We start from the raw sequence: 14,587 nt of genomic DNA on the forward strand, positions 1-14,587 counted from the left end.
TTCAAACGCTGGCCGAGAAGGGCTACGCGCCGAGAAGCTACAGTGCGCAGGACCAGCGGACGTTCTCGTCGTCTAGCTTGGTAGGGTCAAAGTCGTCCTTCACAAGGCGAGGCCCGCTAAAGCGACGGTCCCGCACGACCTTGGCCGGAACTCCCGCAACCGTCACGTTGCACGGGACGTCGTGGACGACAACCGAGCCAGCGGCAATCTTGGCATCGTCGCCAACGGTGATGTTGCCAAGGACAATGGCCCCGGCACCCACCATGACGTTGCTGCCGAGCGTGGGGTGGCGCTTCCCACCGTGCTTGCCGGTCATCCCCAGGGTCACACCCTGGTAGATAAGGCAGTCATCGCCAATGATCGACGTGGCGCCAATGACCACGCCAATGCCGTGGTCAATCGAGAAGCGCCTGCCAATCTGCGCGGAGGGGAAGATGTCTGCCCCAAGCTTGCGGCGGGTACGCTTGGCAAGAAGCAGGGCAAGCCCCTTCATGCCGTGGGTGTAGAGCCAGTGGTGGCGCCTATACGTCCAGACGATGTGGGTCCCCGTGGAATAGAGCACGATGTCCCAGATCGAGGTGGCCGACGGGTCACGCTCAAGCGCCGCATAGGCGTCCTCGCGCATGACCTCGTGAAGCGGCATCTCGTCAACGGTCCGCGTGTCCTCGGCAGAGCTGGCTGCGCCGACAGGGCGGGGCATAGGGCGGGCGTCCATTAGAGGTCCATCGAGAGGTAGCGCTCGCCCGTGTCGGGGAGAATTGCGACAATGACCTTGCCGGCGTTCTCGGGACGCTTGGCAAGCTCGACGGCAGCGGCCACCGCCGCGCCCGAGGAGATGCCAACGAGCAGGCCGTAGTCTGCCGCGAGGCGCTTCTTGGTGTCGATGGCGACCGCAGAAGTGACGGGCACAACCTCGTCAACAACGGAGGCGTCATAGGTCTTGGGGATGAAGCCAGCACCGATGCCCTGGATCTTGTGGGAGCCAGCGGGCTTGCCCTCGAGAACCGCGGACTCTGCGGGCTCGACGGCGATACCCTTAACGGAAGGCTTCTTCTCCTTGAGGAAGCGAGCGGTTCCGGAGATGGTGCCGCCGGTACCAACGCCTGCCACGATGAAATCGACCGTGCCCTCGGTGTCCCTCCAGACCTCGGGGCCGGTGGTCTCGTAGTGGGCCTGCGGGTTGGCGGGGTTTTCAAACTGGCCGGCAACGATGGCACCCGGGGTCCCCTGACGGAGCTCCTCGGCCTTGGCAACGGCGCCCCTCATGCCGTCCTTGCCAGGCGTGAGAACGATGCGTGCGCCATACGAGGCGGCAAGCTTGCGGCGCTCGATGGACATGGTCTCAGGCATAACGAGAACCATCTTGTAGCCACGTGCCGCAGCGAGCATGGCCAGGCCCACGCCGGTGTTGCCTGAAGTGGGCTCAATCACAGTGCCGCCGGGCTTCAGGCTGCCGTCCTTCTCGGCCGCGTCGAGCATCGCGCGAGCGATGCGGTCCTTGACGGACCCGCCTGGGTTCGTGGCCTCGTACTTGCCATAGATGGTTGCTGCGCCATCCACGAGCCCCGAGAGGTCTACGAGGGGGGTTGAGCCAATGATGGCTTCGATCTTCCTTGCTGCCTTCATCCTGCTACTCCTTGTGCGTCTGGTGACGAGGCAAGTCGGCTGCTCCCAATGGGGCTCCTCCGCCGGACAACTCGTCACGAACAAGGGTGACACTTATAAACCCACTGTACAAGTAGGAATTAATGAACGGAAACAAAATCCTATTTTGGTGGTGGGGTATTTCCGTCTCGCCTACCACAGGTTGCAGTCCGTTGACTTACTCCGCACAAGATGTTGTTACGTCGAAGCAGAAGACGACCGCACACGGAGAAAAACGAGCCGCCTGCATGAAGCCTGCTGCATTTGCTGTCCAAGCAGCAATGTGAGCCGGGTAGGCTATACCTGTATGCACAGGGCCATGAGTTCTCGGCTCGGGGTGGCAATCTTTGTGAGGGATGCCATGTACTCGAGTTACCCCATCCAGACGGGGGAGCGCCAGAGGCGGGGAAGCGCCGGTGCGCCGTATGGGCGCTCGGTCGCCCTCACAAGGCCTCGCGCAACTGTCTCCAGACGCCGGCGTGTTCGCAGAGGCGCCGCCGCAAGACCGCATCCCCGCGAAGACACGTCGTGCTTCGCGGTTCAGCATGCTGCTGCGGCGAGAAACGCCCGCATCCACGAGACACCCATCCCGCAGCTGCCATCCTACGTGGCACGCCATTCTCGCCCACGGCCAGTCTCCACGTTTCCTGTGGTTGCCGCTGTGCTGGTCATCGTTGCCATTGTGCTTGCGGTGATTGCCTAGCTGGGGCCGTGTCAGTAGAGTGGCAGGTCTCCCGTGATGGGGTCGATCTTCTCGGCGGGGAGAGGCTCGAATGCCAGGCAGGTGAGCGTTGCCTCTCCGTGGAACTCCGTAAGTCCCGCGTCACGCACGAGCGCTACGGCAAAGCCTTGCTTACGGCCCTTCTCGGTAATGTCGAGCAGCGCGTCCTCAGAGTCCACGTACACGCAAACCTTGGCCATCCCCGAGTCAAACCAGTCAGAGAGGGGAGTGGAATCTGCCTCCGGGTGGTCGAGGTAGACCCAAACCGGTGTCCCGTCCGGTGCGGTACGAATCCGCACCTGGTCAGGACGTCCCTCGCGGGCAAGTGCCATAAGCGTCGCCTCCACGCATGCATGCCCCGCCTGAGCCGCGATCTTTCCCTTGCGCATCTTGAGGTCTCGCCTCATGACGATCATTTGCTTGGACTTGTAGCCTGTCATGGAATTCCTCACTGTTGCGACGATACGTAGCTGCTGTCGATGGTGATCTTGCAGACTGCCTGCGGGTATCTTGCCGTGACGATCCTCGAGATGGCCTGCTTGAGCTCGTCGTTGGCCATTGCAAGGTCGTGCGGGCGCACGCAGTCAAAGATCACGTTTGTGTGCGTTGGGCCTGGTACCGTGCGCAGGTCGTGGATGGTAAGACGGGGGTCAATCTCGCGGATGTGGATGGAGATCCAGTGGCGCATGTCGGTGACGCGTGGGTCGTCTGTCACAATTGGGTCGTAGTGCAAGGTCATGACCAGACCCTCCTTAAGGAAGGCCTGCTCGATGTTGTCGAGAAGGTCGTGACTTGCAAAGACGTCGCCCTCGCCTGCCATCTCGACATGGGCACTTGCAAATTGGCGGCCTGGACCGTAGTCGTGGACCATGAGGTCATGCGTTCCCAGAACGCCGGGGTAGCCCATGATCTTGTCGTGGATGTGGGCGATGAGCGCCGGGTCGGGCGCGCGGCCCAGAAGCGGGTCGATTGCATCACGCACAAGCGAGAAGCCGCTCCAGCAGATGAATGCGCCCACGATGGTGCCGGCAATGCCGTCGAGGTCAATGCCCGTGAAGTATGAGACGATGGCAGCTGCGAGGACGGCGCCCGAGGTGATGACATCGTTTCTCGAGTCGATGGCAGTGGCCGAGAGCGTCTCGGACGAGATGCGCTTGCCCATCGAGCCGTTGAAGACGGCCATCCACGACTTGACGGCCATCGAGAGCACGAGAACCGCAACGACTGCTGGCCCAAACTCCGGGGGCTCGGGAGAGACGATCTTCTGGATTGACGTGATGATCAGGTTGATGCCAACGGCAAGCACGAGTGCGGCAACGGTGAGCGAGGCTAGGTACTCAAAGCGGCCGTGACCGTAGGGATGCCCATCATCTGCGGGTTTGCTTGCCAGCTTAAAGCCGAGAAGTGCGACGATGTTGCTCGAGGCGTCAGACAGGTTGTTCACGGCGTCTGCCACGATCGAGACCGACCCAGCGACAATGCCCACGGTGCCCTTTACGATGCAGAGCACCACGTTACACACGATGCAGACGATGCCAGCAAACTGTCCATAGCGTGTTCTGCCTTCGGGATCCGTTGTGCTTACGCTGGAGAGAAACCTCCGCACAAGCCACTCTGTCATCGCTGCCATCTCCTTTCGGTGGGTTGCTTGGGCCATTTGGGCATGAGTCTAGTCCTTTTCGCAAGCTAGGGCCTGGAGTTCCCCAAGCGTTGCGTTTCCGCCGCATGCGAATCTGTCACGAATCTGACGGCTTGGGTCACTTTTCGTGCTTTGCGCAGGTCATACGATGCGTCTTGTTAGCTCTGCCCCAGTACCGAGCGGTCTGGCACCCTCTATGGGCCAGAAATGAGTACGTGTGTTCGCATATCATCTCCATGTGCGAAGCCTTGTTGGTAGGGGGTGCTATGGGAATCACAGGCATGCTGGGCCTTCGCCTCCTGGTGGCGTGCGTGTTGTGCGCATGCGCTGGGGGAGGCGTGGGCCACGTTGCGGCCAAGCGCGAGCTTGGGGGATGGACGGCAGGTTCGAGAGCCCTGGTGTCTCTCTGCGGCGCACTGGCGGGGGCCTGTGTGGGCCTTGCTGCCGAGGGGCTGCCAGAGATGGTTGAGCTTCTTGTGCTGATCGTGGCCCTCCTCGTGTGCAGCGTGACCGATCTTGGGAGGCGCGTCATACCCAACTACGCGGTGGCGTTTCCCGTCGTCGTTCGTGGGGTGTTTCTCTGTCTGGTTGCCATTGGCGCGCTGGGAGACGATGGGGTCGGTGCCCATGTCTTTGTCGGTGTGGGAGAGGCGCTTGCGGGCGGGGCTGCGGTGCTCGCCGTTCTCGCCGGAACATGTCTAGCCTGGGCTCGAGTGAGGGGAAGCCCTGAAGGGGGTATTGGGGGAGGAGACGTCAAGCTCCTCTCGGCATGTGCGCTGTATTTTGGGCCTATGGGTGGCATGGCGTGCGTTGCGCTCTCGTGTCTGCTTGTGTTGGCAAGCTGTGCCGGTGTGTGGCTCGCCTGCCGCACGCGGAGCAAGGAGGCCTCATTTCCATGTGCTTTCCCGCTTGCCCCAACCATCATGTCATCGGTGCTCATTCTGACCGCCTACCGAGCATTATGACCGTTCGCACCTTGTGTTCCTTACGTTTGATTGCATAAAAAGTTTTTTAGTGTTGGGAGGGCCGTGGTAGTCGTAACATAAGTGGGCCACTGACGGTCCCCCCAATACCCGTCAGCGGTTTGGCTGGGACCCGCGCTTCGCGCCGCTCCCTGTCGAATGGTCTTGCCCTTCGAGTGCGCGGCCTCGCGCCCCGGTGTCCCCCCTACGTCGGGGCTCTTGATGGCCGCAATGTCGGTGCGCTCGCATCGCGTTACACTCGTGGGGCAAGGCCTGTATGTGATTCGGCCATGGCTGTTTGGGGGATTGCGTGATCAAGCTCATCCTTTCAGATTTAGACAACACCCTCGCATGGGCGGGAGAGCATGTCGTTACGCCGTATGCCCGTGATGCCATCCATGCTGCACAGGCTGCGGGCGTGCACTTTGCCCCTGCTACGGGAAGGGCCCCCTCGGCCCTTACCTGGATGTTCGACAACGACGAGGCCTGCCTCTCAACGGTGCTGGCTGACAATGGCCAGCTCATCTACGTAGATGGCAAGCTCGTCCACGAGGTCCCGCTCGGCTGTGAGGCGCTCCGCCAGTGTGCCAGGGTGCTTGACAGCATGGACGATGCCTGGCTTGTTCTCGACTATGTCGACACGGGCGAGCAGTATGCCGTGAGGGCTCCCGCGGACTACCTCGAGAAGTACCGGGCGCCATACTTCTTCGTGGTGACAGGCAGTGTCGATGAGGTTCCGGATCGTCCCGTCGTGAAGGCAAACGTGCGAGTCGTGGGCGATTTTGTTCGCGGCCGAGAAGTTCGCTCCGTACTCAAGGAGGCATGTCCCGAGCTCGACTTCGTCTTTCCCATGCAGGAGCGCCCGCACATCGACATCCTTCCTTCGGGGTGGGACAAGGGCGCCGCTGGGGAATGGCTCGCCCATAGCCTTGGCCTCACGAACGATGAGGTCTGCTGCTTTGGTGATGCCGAGAACGACCTGCCCCTCCTCACGCGCTTCGAGAACTCCGTGGCGGTGGGCAACGCTACGCCGGTCGCAGCCCAGGCGGCCCGCTGGCACATCGGTCGCGCCGACGAGGATGCGGTGGCGGATGCCATCTTTGACATTGCCCGCTCCACTGCGGCAGGGGAGATGCCCTCGTTTATGCGCGGCTAGTGTGTGATGGGCGGCCGTGGCAACGTGCCCCGACTTCTCGGTAGCCATTCCGTAAACCAATCGAAGCGCCCGTCTGGCCGGGTTTAGTATGTGTCGTTACAAGCTCGGGGTCATTTCTGTGCGATGGGGGAGTTATGAGGATCACTGATAAGCTTGCGGCGGGGCAGACGCTCTCGTTTGAGATCTTTCCACCCAAGGGAGAGATGCCGCTTGAGGAGGCCTATCGAGTTGCATCCCAGATTGCCGAGAATAGGTCCGACTGGATTTCGGTGACGTATTCCGCGGGAGGCTCGGGGAACTCGGCAAACACCGTTCCCATTGCTGCCAGGATCGAGGGTGACCTTGGGGTTACCGCGCTGGTGCACCTTACCTGCATGGGCGCAACCGCTGCCGACGTTGACGCCTACGTGGATGGACTGCGCGCGGCTGGCATCCAAAACGTACTGGCGCTCCGCGGCGACCGCAGGCCCGGCTCGGACGTGGTCGACTTTGCGCACGCCTCAGACCTCATCGCTCACCTGCGAGAGACGACGCCCTCGCTCTGCATCGGTGCCGCATGCTATCCCGAGGGCCATGTCGAGTCCGCCTCCCTCGATGAGTCTATGCGCACCCTGCGCATCAAGCAGGAGTCGGGGACAGACTTCCTGGTCTCGCAGCTCTTCTTCGACAATGACGACTTCTATCGCTTCCGTGAGCAGTGCCTGCGCTACCGCATCAAGCTTCCCGTTGTGGCTGGCATCATGCCCTTCACGAGCGTCAAGCAGATTCAGCGCATGGCATTCAGCTGCGGCGCATCCATCCCCGCAAGGGTCGTGAAGCGTCTCGTGCGTGCAGGGGATGACCCGGTGGACCAGGCGCGCGCCGGTATCGAGTACGCCTGCGAGCAGATTTGCGACCTTGCCAAGAACGGTGTCGACGGCATCCACATCTATAGCATGAACCACCAGGAGATTGCCCGCGCCACCCACGACGCCCTTGCAGCCATGGGCTACTTTGGATGATCCCATGGTCGAGTCGTACACCATAGATTCAATCGACCGCTCCGAGGTGCTGCGCTACCTGGGCTATGCGGGCCAGGAGATGACGCCCGAGCTCGAGGGGCGTATCGGCAGCGGTGCGAGCCGCTGCCTCTCCATTGGCACCCCTCGCGGTGCCTGGCGCATCTTCGATGCCGAGGGGCGCGGTACCAAGGAAGACGGCACGCCCTACGTTCGCCTTGCTGGTACGCCTCTGGAGCTTCTCGGCACGTCCATGCAAAAGCACATGGACGGTGCCGTTGCGGTTGGTGTCATGGCGGTGACCGTGGGCATGGGGGTCGAGCGCGAGCTGCGTCGCCTCTCGCTCACTGACCGCGTTGGGCAGGTTGTCTTTGACGCGGCAGCAACAACGCTGGTCGAGCGCGCGGCCGATGCCTGTGAGGCGTCCATCGTATCGGCGGGATACGAGCGTGGCCTCTTTGCCAACTCCCGCTTTAGCCCTGGCTACGGTGACATGCCCATGACAACGCAGCCCGTGCTCCTCCAGGCCCTCGATGCCCAGCGGCAGCTTGGCATCACCCTTACAAATACCCTGCTCATGGTACCAACCAAGAGCGTGACGGCAGTGATTGGCCTCTTCGAGACCATCCAGCCATCGACGCACGCAACCTGCGCCGGCTGCTCCTGCTTTGACTTCTGTACCATTCGGCCCACCGGCCACACCTGCCGCGGATAGCGGCGAGAGGAGCTGCTCATGAGCGTCAAAGATTCCACTCGGGAAGAGACCCGCTGGCCTAGGGACCGCCTTGTCCTGCGTCCTCGCCGTGTGCGCGACGAGCACCTCGCCTCCGTGCTGCGCGGTGAGGAGTTCCTGCTCTTTGACGGTGCCATGGGCACGCAGCTACAGGCTCGTGGTCTGGCGGCGGGCGAGTTGCCCGAGCTGCTGTGCCTTACGAATCCCGTGGAGATTCGCGAGGTGCACGCCGCCTACGTCGCCGCCGGTGCCGAGGTCGTGACAACCAACACCTTCGGTGCCAACGCGACCAAGCTGGGAGATGCCGCAAGCGTCGAAGAGGTCTTCTCGGCGGCGGTCGCCTGTGCCCGCGATGCCGGTGCCCGCTACGTGGCGGCCGACCTTGGCCCCACCGGACAGCTCCTCGAGCCCATGGGCCCCCTTCCCTTCGATGACGCATATGACCTCTTTGCCGAGCAGGTGCGCGCCGCAGACGCTGCCGGTGCCGACCTCTTTGTGATCGAGACCATGGCCGACCTTGCCGAGGCAAAGGCGGCGCTTCTCGCTGTGCGCGAGAACTCGGACCTTCCCGCGTTTGTGACCATGACATTCGGGGAAGACGGGCGCACCTTCCTGGGCACTACGCCCGAGGCGGCTACGGTCACGCTCTCCTCCCTGGGTGCCGACGTCGTGGGCATCAACTGCGGGTTGGGTCCCGCGGCGGTGGCTCCGCTGGTCGGGCGCATGCTCCCGTGGGCGTCATGCCCCGTGATGGCGCAGGCGAATGCCGGCCTTCCGCACGTGGTCGACGGCGTGACCACCTACGACGTTGGGCCCGAGGAGTACGCGAGGGACGTCGAGGGAATGCTGGATGCGGGCATCACCGTGATCGGCGGCTGCTGCGGTACGACTCCAGAGCACATTGCCCGCGAGCGCGAGCTCCTCTCTGGTCGCGCGCCTGTCGGGCGGCACGTGCGCGACAGCTTTGCCGTGTCGAGTTCCCAGGACGTCTGCTCGCTCGACTATGGGCAGGTGGGAGTCATTGGGGAGCGCATCAACCCCACAGGAAAGCGCTTGATGAAAGAGGCGCTGCGTTCGGGTGACCACGACTACGTGATGAACATGGCTATCGAGCAGGGTCGCGCTGGTGCCCAGATCCTCGACGTGAATGCCGGCCTCCCCGAAATAGACGAACGTGCCGTGATGTGCCAGCTGGTCTCGGAGCTCCAGGGCGTGAGCACGCTCCCCCTGCAGATTGACGCGGCCGAGCCGGCCGTGATCGAGGCCGCCGTGCGCAGCTATCCCGGCAAGGCGCTGGTCAACTCTACCAACGGCAAGGCGCAGACCATGGCAGACGTGCTGCCCATCGTGAAGCACTATGGCTGCGCTGTGGTGGGGCTCACCCTCGACGAGGACGGCATTCCCTCCACGGCCGAGGGTCGCCTCGCGGTTGCCAGGAAGATCGTGCGCGAGTGCGAACGGCTTGGCATCCCACGGCATGATGTGGTCATCGACTGTCTCACCATGGCGGCCTCGACCGACCAGACCCAGCCGGGGGCCATTCTCGACGCCATTCGCCTGGTCAAGCGGGAGCTTCCCGGCGTGCGCACCGTGCTTGGCGTGAGCAACATCAGCTTTGGCCTGCCCTTCAGGCCTCTCGTGAACGGCACCTTCCTCGCCGCGGCCTTCTCCGCCGGCCTCGACCTCGCCATCATCAACCCCTGCCTCACGCGCATGATGGACGTGGTCGACTCCTGGCGTGTGCTCTCCGGCGAGGACGAGAACGCCCAGCACTTCGTGGCCAACTATGCCGAGAGAAGCGATCGCGCCCCCGTGCCGGCATCGCCTGCCGAGAAGGGTGCCGTGCCCTCGGCTGTGGCTCCCGCTGAGCCCGCAGATACCGCTGCCCGCGCCCGCGAGCTGGTGCTTGCTGGCCGCAAGGGGCCCATGCCCGAGGCGGTAGCCCAGGTCATCGCCGAGCACGACCCCATGTACGCCATCAACGAGGTGCTCATTCCCGCGCTCGACGTGGTGGGGGAGCGCTTCGAGAAGGGCATCTTCTTCCTGCCGCAGCTCATGGCCTCGGCCGAGGCCGCCAAGGCGGGCTTCGAGACCATCAAGAGGGCCGTAGACGCCAACGGGCAGGACGCCAACGTTCCCGAGAAGGGCTCAATCGTGGTGTGCACCGTCCACGGCGACATCCACGACATCGGAAAGAACATCGTGCGGATGCTCTTGGAGAACTACGGCTACAGCGTGATTGACCTCGGCCGAGACGTACCGCCTCAGGTGGTTGCAGACGCCGTGGCGAAAGACCACGTGAGACTCTGCGGGCTCTCGGCCCTCATGACCGCGACCGTTCCAGCCATGGCAGAGACCATAGAGCTTCTCCGCAAGGACGCCCCCTGGTGCAAGGTCGTGGTTGGCGGTGCCGTGCTCAACCCCGAGTACGCGAAGATGGTCGGCGCCGACTTCTATGCAAAGGACGCCACCGAGACGGCCCGCATTGCGGCAGAGGTGCTGGGGTAGGACTACATCACGCGATGCACGGCGTCGTGCCAGCCTGCCACGAGCTTCTCCACGCGCGCTGGGTCCATCTGGCGGCAGAACACGTCGTCTGACTCGCGCAGCGCCTTGAGCTCGTCGATGCCGCTCCAGTAGTCCGTGGCGAGTCCCGCGAGAAACGCAGCGCCCAGCGAGGTGGTCTCGGTATTCTGCGGCCTTCTCAGCTCGCAGCCCAGGATGTCGGCCTGGAACTGCATGAGGAAGTCGTTCGCGCTGGCACCGCCGTCCACATTGAGCACGCCAAGGGGATGCCCGGCGTCTCGGGCCATGGCGTCGGCTAGGTCGAAAATCTGGTACGCAAGCGCCTCGAGCGCCGCACGGGCTATGTGGTTGCGCGTGGTTCCACGAGTGATGCCGAGGATGGCCCCACGCGCGTCTGGCTTCCACCAGGGTGCCCCCAGTCCCGTGAACGCTGGCACGATATAGACGCCGCCGGTGTCATCGACGCTCTTGGCCAGCCACTCGGTGTCGGCGGCGCTCTGGACAATGCCGAGTTGGTCACGGAGCCATTGGATGAGGGCGCCCGCGACAAAGACGGAGCCCTCGAGCGCGTATTCGGTGCCCTCTGCCTCGGGTGCCGAGGCAACGATGGTTGTGACCAGGTTGCTCGTGCTGAGCTTTGCTTCGTGACCGGTGTGCATGAGCATGAAGCAGCCGGTGCCATAGGTGTTCTTTGCCTGGCCGGGCTCAAAGCAGCACTGGCCAAAGAGGGCTGCCTGTTGGTCGCCCGCCACACCGGCGATGGGGATGCCCGCCGGCACGCCAGGGTAGCTTGTCTCGCCAAACGGGCCGCTTGAGCGGCGTACCTCTGGCATCATCGACGCCGGGATCCCAAAGAGGCCGAGCAGGTCCTTGTCCCAGCAGTTCTCGTGGATGTTGTAGAGCATCGTGCGGCTGGCGTTGGTGGCATCGGTGGCGTGTACCAGCCCGCCGGTGAGTATCCAGATGAGCCAGGTGTCCACGGTGCCAAAGAGCAGCTCGCCTGCCTCGGCGTGTTCGCGGGCGCTTGGCACGTTGTCAAGGATCCAGCGTATTTTGCTGGCCGAGAAGTATGCATCGGGAAGAAGACCAGTCTTCTCTTGAATCATCTGGCGAGCCCCCGGCGTGCTGCAGAGCTGTTCCACGAGGCCCGCCGTGCGTCGGCACTGCCACACGATGGCGTTGTAGACGGGCTGGCCCGTGGTGGGGTCCCACACGATGGTCGTCTCGCGCTGATTGTCGATGCCAATGGAGTCGATGTTGTCTGCTGTGAGGCCGCGCTTGGCCAAGAGCTCCGTGAGCGAGCCAAGCTGCGAGTAGAGAATGTCCTGCGGGTTATGCTCGACCCAACCGGGCTTGGGGAAGATCTGCTGGAATGGACGCTGTACGCAGTCGACCATGCGACCCGCGCGATTGATGAGCACCGCACGGCTGGAGGTAGTGCCCTGGTCGAGCGCAATGACGTACTTCTCGGCTGTCATGGCTAGGACTCCTTGGGTGCGCTGGCAGCAGCGGCTGCGCTTTTCCTGGACACGCGCTTCTCGATCCATGCCAGCACGTCGGCAAAGACCTGCTCATGGCCCGCCTCATTGAGGATCTCATGCCTCATGTGCGGATAGATCTTCACCGTTACGTCTGCGGAGCCAGCACCACGAGCTAGCGCTGCTGCCTTCTCGACGCCCTCGCCGTTGCTGCCCACAGGGTCCTCGGCACCGGCAATGTAGAGCAGCGGCAGGTCTCGCGGAACGCCTGCGGCGCATGTGGGTGAGTTGGCTTCGGCGGTGAGAGCGGCAAGCTCATGGTAGGCGCCCACGGAGAACATGAAGCCGCAGGAGGGGTCTGCAATGTAGTCATCGACGTTCTTGCGGTTGTAGGAGAGCCAATCGAGGTTTGTCCGGGCGTCGGGGATGGCCTTGCCATAGCCGCCCGCCCCCATGGAGTCGACGAACTCGGAGTGATAGTCCGCACCCCTGAAGAACGCCTCGAGCCACGTGATCCGGAGCGCTGCCCTCGACGCTGCGGAGGGAAGAAATCCGGTGCCGCAAACGACCGCCCCCGCCAGGCCCTCCCCATGGCGCGAGACGTAGGCGCGCACCTCGAAGCTGCCCATGCTGTGCCCAAAGATCACGTAGCGAGTCCCTGGGGCAACGCGCTCCTGCGCAATGCCGCGCAGGACGCCGATGTCTTCCACGAGCGCGCGTGCCCCACTCCCAACAGGCAGCTCACCCCAATGCTCTGGGGAGCAGGAGCGGCCGTGCCCTATCTGGTCGTGGCCAACCACGAGGAACCCGTGCGAAGCGAGGAAGCGTGCAAAGGCGTCGTAACGGTCAATGTGCTCGGCCATACCATGGACGAGCTGCACTACGCCTCGGGGAGCTGGCCTCTCCTCAGCTCTGGCCGACGCCATGCCCGTCGGCCACCAGGCGCACGCGCTGATGGTCGACACACCGTCTGTCGAGGGGAACGTAAAGCGCTCAAGGGTGACCTCTGTAGACATGCTGCTCCTTCCTCTGTCGTGACTGAGCAAACATTATTGTTTGCCGCTCCCGGAGGTGTGGGTAGATGTCCGTGGCCGCGCAAAATGGAGCTGCGTGTGGGCAGACAGGGTCGGCGAGTGGTAGGTGCGCGGTGCACTGGGCTCGCACGGCCCCACGGCCTCCCAGTTTCGCAGCCCCTCGCGGATGCTCCCGGCGGTCGTTGCACAAAAGTGCCCTATCGACGGGAAATCCTAGCTGCCATGCACAAAACCGCCCTATCGCGGGGCACTTTGGGATGCGAATATCAGGAATGTAATTACTATATTCATACTTATAAATTAATCATGCAGAATATCCATAATCTTGTAACTATTGTTCAGCCATTGATGTCATCGCTCTCAGAAGTCCCCGCGATAGGGCAGTTTTGTGCATGGAAAGCCGAAATCTCCCGCGTTAGGGGAGTTTTATGCAGACCGCCCCGCCTTGGAGTCGATTTGCCCTACCCTTGCTGGCCCTCGAGCGCAAGGTCTTGTGTCTCAAGCTCCTCGGCCTTTCGTATCGCCAGACGTGTCGCAAAGAATATCGCGCAGACGCCCCCTGCGAGCTTGCCCAGCAGCACGGGCACGATGAGCGTTGGCTGGAAGTTCGCAGTGAACGAGAGGTGATCGCCAAAGAGGAATGCGCAGCACACGCTGAACGAGATCACAATGACCTTGTCACGTGCCCTGAGGTCCTTGGCCATGGCAAGTGCGGCAAGCACGTTGGCGGATGCGGTAAGCAGGCCAGCTGTGGCATCTGCGCTCAGGCCCACGGCGCGACCGATTTTCGAGAGGGGCTTATCGAGGTATGTCTTGATGAGCCACACCATGGGGAAGGCGCCGCAGAGCATCATGCCAATGGCGCCCGAGACCTCCAGGGCGCGGAACTGGTCCTGTTCATCCGCGATGATGGGGTCGAAGCCAAAAGAGCCGAAGATGGTCGAGAAGAATCCGGTAAAGTACTCGATGACCACAACGACAAAGACAATCTTGAGCACGCTGTCGAGCACGCGACCAAAGACGATGAACCCGTGGATCATCGCATTGGGCCTGGTGGCGAGCCCCACGGCAAGGACCGTGCAGATGATGATGAGCGGCAACAGGTTATGGGCGATCTGCGACCACGTGAGAGCCAGTTGGTATGTCGCGGCCGCATTGGTCGAGACGGTCTCGCGAATCACGGGGTTTGCCAGTGCGATGATCGCGCTTGCCGCGAAGACGCCAATGGGGATGGCGAGAAGCCCGCTCATGACGCCCAAGGCAAGGTACTTGCGGTCTTTCGCCTCGAGCATCTTGAGCGCAACGGGTACGGTGAAGACGATGGTTGCGCCGGCCATGTAGCCGGTCATCATGGCCATGATCCAGCTCTCGCGCGTCTGCGCGAGAGCGTCTGCCAGCTGGTAGCCGCCCATGTCAACAGCGACGACCGTCGTGGCTGCCATCGCGGGGTCTGCACCGAGGGTGCCAAAGAGAGGCCCAAAGACCGCCGAGACAAACGAAGTGAGATAGGGGGCAGACGCCATGATGCCTGCAACTGGCAGGAAGATGGGACCAATGGAGTCGATGCCTGCCACGAATTCCTTGCCCAGCTCGCTTTCTGGGCGTACGACCGATGCAACGCACCCCGCTACCGCGCAGCCCATGATGATGAAGACGACAATCCTTCCAAAGACTTCCATGCTGCTCCCCTAGTCGC

Annotated in this window: 13 protein-coding genes; 6 read left to right on the forward strand and 7 right to left on the reverse strand. The window is 62.8% G+C overall.

Annotated elements, in window-relative coordinates:
- Positions 1 to 37 precede the first annotated feature (37 nt).
- Together epsC and cysK are read right to left on the reverse strand one after the other, a co-directional pair.
- Positions 38 to 700 (reverse strand): serine O-acetyltransferase EpsC, encoded by a 663-nt coding sequence (gene epsC / locus E0E00_RS12525; protein WP_130812878.1) that lies wholly within the window; start codon positions 698 to 700, stop codon positions 38 to 40.
- 14 nt (positions 701 to 714) lie between these two features.
- Positions 715 to 1,626: a cysteine synthase A gene (cysK, locus tag E0E00_RS12530; RefSeq protein WP_130812879.1), complete on the reverse strand. Its 912-nt coding sequence runs from the start codon at positions 1,624 to 1,626 to the stop codon at positions 715 to 717.
- A 379-nt stretch (positions 1,627 to 2,005) separates the two neighbouring features.
- Between cysK and E0E00_RS14745 the strand changes: the two genes are divergently transcribed.
- Positions 2,006 to 2,347 (forward strand): hypothetical protein, encoded by a 342-nt coding sequence (locus E0E00_RS14745; protein ID WP_207302762.1) that lies wholly within the window; start codon positions 2,006 to 2,008, stop codon positions 2,345 to 2,347.
- Positions 2,348 to 2,358: 11 nt separating this feature from the next.
- Here E0E00_RS14745 and pth2 read toward each other — a convergent pair whose 3' ends face one another.
- Both pth2 and E0E00_RS12540 read right to left on the reverse strand, forming a co-directional pair.
- Positions 2,359 to 2,805 (reverse strand): aminoacyl-tRNA hydrolase, encoded by a 447-nt coding sequence (pth2, locus tag E0E00_RS12535; protein ID WP_130812880.1) that lies wholly within the window; start codon positions 2,803 to 2,805, stop codon positions 2,359 to 2,361.
- 8 nt (positions 2,806 to 2,813) lie between these two features.
- Entirely contained in the window at positions 2,814 to 3,986 is a 1,173-nt protein-coding gene (locus E0E00_RS12540) for a cation diffusion facilitator family transporter (RefSeq protein WP_130812881.1), read from the reverse strand.
- A gap of 284 nt (positions 3,987 to 4,270) precedes the next feature.
- Here E0E00_RS12540 and E0E00_RS12545 point away from each other — a divergent pair, with 284 nt between their 5' ends.
- From E0E00_RS12545 to E0E00_RS12565, 5 genes are all read left to right on the forward strand, one after another.
- On the forward strand, positions 4,271 to 4,969 hold the full coding sequence (locus E0E00_RS12545; protein WP_165443697.1) for a prepilin peptidase: 699 nt from the start codon (positions 4,271 to 4,273) through the stop codon (positions 4,967 to 4,969).
- Positions 4,970 to 5,276: 307 nt separating this feature from the next.
- Positions 5,277 to 6,122 carry an HAD family hydrolase gene (locus E0E00_RS12550; RefSeq protein WP_165443698.1) on the forward strand — a complete coding sequence of 282 codons (846 nt, stop codon included), beginning with the start codon at positions 5,277 to 5,279 and terminating at the stop codon, positions 6,120 to 6,122.
- Between the two features lie 134 nt (positions 6,123 to 6,256).
- Positions 6,257 to 7,123: a methylenetetrahydrofolate reductase gene (locus tag E0E00_RS12555; protein ID WP_130812884.1), complete on the forward strand. Its 867-nt coding sequence runs from the start codon at positions 6,257 to 6,259 to the stop codon at positions 7,121 to 7,123.
- A gap of 4 nt (positions 7,124 to 7,127) precedes the next feature.
- A complete protein-coding gene (locus E0E00_RS12560; protein ID WP_130812885.1) occupies positions 7,128 to 7,835 on the forward strand; it encodes a vitamin B12 dependent-methionine synthase activation domain-containing protein in 708 nt (235 codons plus the stop codon).
- Between the two features lie 18 nt (positions 7,836 to 7,853).
- On the forward strand, positions 7,854 to 10,361 hold the full coding sequence (locus tag E0E00_RS12565; protein WP_130812886.1) for a homocysteine S-methyltransferase family protein: 2,508 nt from the start codon (positions 7,854 to 7,856) through the stop codon (positions 10,359 to 10,361).
- Between the two features lie 2 nt (positions 10,362 to 10,363).
- Here E0E00_RS12565 and glpK read toward each other — a convergent pair whose 3' ends face one another.
- From glpK to eutH, 3 genes are all read right to left on the reverse strand, one after another.
- Positions 10,364 to 11,857 (reverse strand): glycerol kinase GlpK, encoded by a 1,494-nt coding sequence (gene glpK / locus E0E00_RS12570; RefSeq protein ID WP_130812887.1) that lies wholly within the window; start codon positions 11,855 to 11,857, stop codon positions 10,364 to 10,366.
- A 2-nt stretch (positions 11,858 to 11,859) separates the two neighbouring features.
- Positions 11,860 to 12,873, reverse strand: a complete 1,014-nt coding sequence (locus tag E0E00_RS12575) for an alpha/beta fold hydrolase (RefSeq protein WP_130812888.1) — start codon at positions 12,871 to 12,873, stop codon at positions 11,860 to 11,862.
- Between the two features lie 479 nt (positions 12,874 to 13,352).
- Positions 13,353 to 14,570: an ethanolamine utilization protein EutH gene (gene eutH, locus E0E00_RS12580; RefSeq protein ID WP_130812889.1), complete on the reverse strand. Its 1,218-nt coding sequence runs from the start codon at positions 14,568 to 14,570 to the stop codon at positions 13,353 to 13,355.
- Positions 14,571 to 14,587 lie beyond the last annotated feature (17 nt).

The sequence above is a fragment of the Olsenella sp. Marseille-P4559 genome (assembly GCF_900605015.1).
Lineage (GTDB): Bacteria > Actinomycetota > Coriobacteriia > Coriobacteriales > Atopobiaceae > Tractidigestivibacter.

What these genes read in the sequence shown, in the direction of transcription:
- E0E00_RS12540 (WP_130812881.1), bottom strand. Translation starts at nt 3,986, where the DNA reads ATGACAGAGTGGCTTGTGCGGAGGTTTCTCTCCAGCGTAAGCACAACG.
- E0E00_RS12575 (WP_130812888.1), bottom strand. Translation starts at nt 12,873, where the DNA reads ATGTCTACAGAGGTCACCCTTGAGCGCTTTACGTTCCCCTCGACAGAC.
- eutH (WP_130812889.1), bottom strand. Translation starts at nt 14,570, where the DNA reads ATGGAAGTCTTTGGAAGGATTGTCGTCTTCATCATCATGGGCTGCGCG.
- epsC (WP_130812878.1), bottom strand. Translation starts at nt 700, where the DNA reads ATGCCCCGCCCTGTCGGCGCAGCCAGCTCTGCCGAGGACACGCGGACC.
- E0E00_RS14745 (WP_207302762.1), top strand. Translation starts at nt 2,006, where the DNA reads ATGTACTCGAGTTACCCCATCCAGACGGGGGAGCGCCAGAGGCGGGGA.
- cysK (WP_130812879.1), bottom strand. Translation starts at nt 1,626, where the DNA reads ATGAAGGCAGCAAGGAAGATCGAAGCCATCATTGGCTCAACCCCCCTC.
- glpK (WP_130812887.1), bottom strand. Translation starts at nt 11,857, where the DNA reads ATGACAGCCGAGAAGTACGTCATTGCGCTCGACCAGGGCACTACCTCC.
- pth2 (WP_130812880.1), bottom strand. Translation starts at nt 2,805, where the DNA reads ATGACAGGCTACAAGTCCAAGCAAATGATCGTCATGAGGCGAGACCTC.
- E0E00_RS12555 (WP_130812884.1), top strand. Translation starts at nt 6,257, where the DNA reads ATGAGGATCACTGATAAGCTTGCGGCGGGGCAGACGCTCTCGTTTGAG.
- E0E00_RS12565 (WP_130812886.1), top strand. Translation starts at nt 7,854, where the DNA reads ATGAGCGTCAAAGATTCCACTCGGGAAGAGACCCGCTGGCCTAGGGAC.
- E0E00_RS12545 (WP_165443697.1), top strand. Translation starts at nt 4,271, where the DNA reads ATGGGAATCACAGGCATGCTGGGCCTTCGCCTCCTGGTGGCGTGCGTG.
- E0E00_RS12560 (WP_130812885.1), top strand. Translation starts at nt 7,128, where the DNA reads ATGGTCGAGTCGTACACCATAGATTCAATCGACCGCTCCGAGGTGCTG.